1 protein-coding gene and 2 pseudogenes are annotated in these 1,687 nt (G+C 69.8%); 2 read left to right on the top strand and 1 reads right to left on the bottom strand.

What is annotated here, in order from left to right:
- Window positions 1-564 (bottom strand): annotated as a pseudogene (locus tag BT364_RS43245) (VWA domain-containing protein); the annotation flags it as partial.
- Between the two features lie 371 nt (window positions 565-935).
- Here BT364_RS43245 and BT364_RS24965 point away from each other — a divergent pair.
- Together BT364_RS24965 and BT364_RS43240 are read left to right on the top strand one after the other, a co-directional pair.
- Window positions 936-1,343, top strand: a complete 408-nt coding sequence (locus tag BT364_RS24965) for a hypothetical protein (protein WP_072487487.1) — start codon at window positions 936-938, stop codon at window positions 1,341-1,343.
- Between the two features lie 90 nt (window positions 1,344-1,433).
- Window positions 1,434-1,687 (top strand): annotated as a pseudogene (locus BT364_RS43240) (IS1380 family transposase); the annotation flags it as partial.

The following is a 1,687-nucleotide window of genomic DNA, read 5'->3' as shown; positions in this document are numbered from 1 at the left end:
CACCGGCTCCGGCGTGGGCTCGGCCTTGACCACCGGCTCCGGCGCGGTGGCTACGGGCTCGACCACCGGCTCCGCCTCGGCGACGACCGGCTCCGCCTCGGCGGGCGCCTCCACGACCTCCGCCTCCGCAGCCTCCACGACCTCTGCCCTCGGCTCTTCTGCCTTCGGCGCCTCCGGCTCCACTGTCGCCTCTGCCTCTGCCTCCGGCTTCGGCTTCGTCGACTCCGGCTTCCGGGCCGAACCCTGCGACGGGACCGTGGGGATGGACGGCTTGTCGAAGGCGGCCGCCACCAGGTCCGAGGCCAGACCGCTGTCGTCGGCGGACCGGGGAGAGGCGGGGGCCGGGACCGAGACCGAGGCCTTGGTGGCCGGGGCGGTTTCGAGCACGGGTGCCGGCTCCGCGGCCGGCTCGTCCGCCGTCGCCGTCTCCGCTGCCTTGACCGACTCCGGCTCCGACTCCGCGGGCGCGGTGCGTTCGGTCTGGGGCGGGACCGTGGCCGTCGGCGCGTCCTGCTCCGCGCGGTCACGGCCGAACACCTTGCGCAGCAAGCTCCGAATGCCCATGGGCGAGGCCTTTCGCGTGAGTTGGGTGCGAGAAATGCCCGACCTGTGGGAATTGATCCCTGGCCAGGGCGGATACGTAAGGTTAGCGGCCGGATCCGGCCCTTCGGTGGCGCGGCCCGCCCGTGTGAGAACTGAGCCGGAACCGATCCCTGAACGAGTCCTGTGCGCATGCCGTGCGGGCCTGATGTACGTCGTTCACATGTGCGTACTCGGTCCTGAGTTGCCTCGTTAACGTGAACGAACGGTGTGCCTGACGCAAAGTCAGGCACACCGTTGTCCGTTGTCCGCCCGCGTTGTACAAGAAGGGCTCCTCCATGGGAAATCCATCCCGTAGAACACGTTTTGCCGCCTGTGCCGTCGCGGCAGGGGCGGTGCTTTCCGGCCTCGTTCCGGCGGCCGGTGCCGCCGCCGCTCCGGCGTCCGCACCGCCGTCCGCGGCGCGGGCCGCCGACGATCCCGTACCGGGCAACGAGGGTATGCCGGACGACGGCTTCGACAATGAGTCCGAAGGTGAGCAGGACGACTTCGCCGGAACCGGAACCGGAACCGGAACCGGGGAGTGGGTGCCGCAGGCCATCACCGGTGTCTCGGACGCGCAGGAGGACGAGGACTGGGGCACGTCCAACACCGAGCCGATCGCCGTGGCCGGTTACGACGCGGAGAACCCGGGCCGCAGCGACTACGCCTCCGGCAGCGACAACTGCCTCCTGAGCCCGGCGTCGGGAGCGAAGTGCTCAGCGACTTCGGCTGATCCCCACGACCCCCATGACAGGCCCTAGCCTCGCCGTTTCGGTTGAGATGAGGCCGGAAGCGGGGAGGAAATACGAAAGTGCCTTCTGAGCTGGGACGATGAACCTTGTCGAGGGGTTCTGTCGGTCCAAGCGGAAGGCACTTTCTGCGTGCAGGGTATCGGTTCTCGTCCCAAGCTCCACGTCTCCACTGACGGTTCGGGGGTGGTCGGGCACGCGGGCGCACGTTTGCTGGCGGATCTCGCCGAGGCCACCGGCCTGACAGGCGCGTACTCCACTGCGCTCGGGCCGCTACGACCGCGTGGCACCGGGCACGATCCGGGTCGGACCGCCACCGATCTCGCGGTGATGCTCGCCGACGGCGGTGAGGCGAT

The sequence above is a fragment of the Streptomyces atratus genome (assembly GCF_900119365.1).
In the GTDB taxonomy this organism is placed as follows: domain Bacteria; phylum Actinomycetota; class Actinomycetes; order Streptomycetales; family Streptomycetaceae; genus Streptomyces; species Streptomyces atratus_B.
The sequence above is the reverse complement of the archived record's forward strand: the minus strand, read 5'-3'. Positions and strand labels throughout refer to the sequence as shown.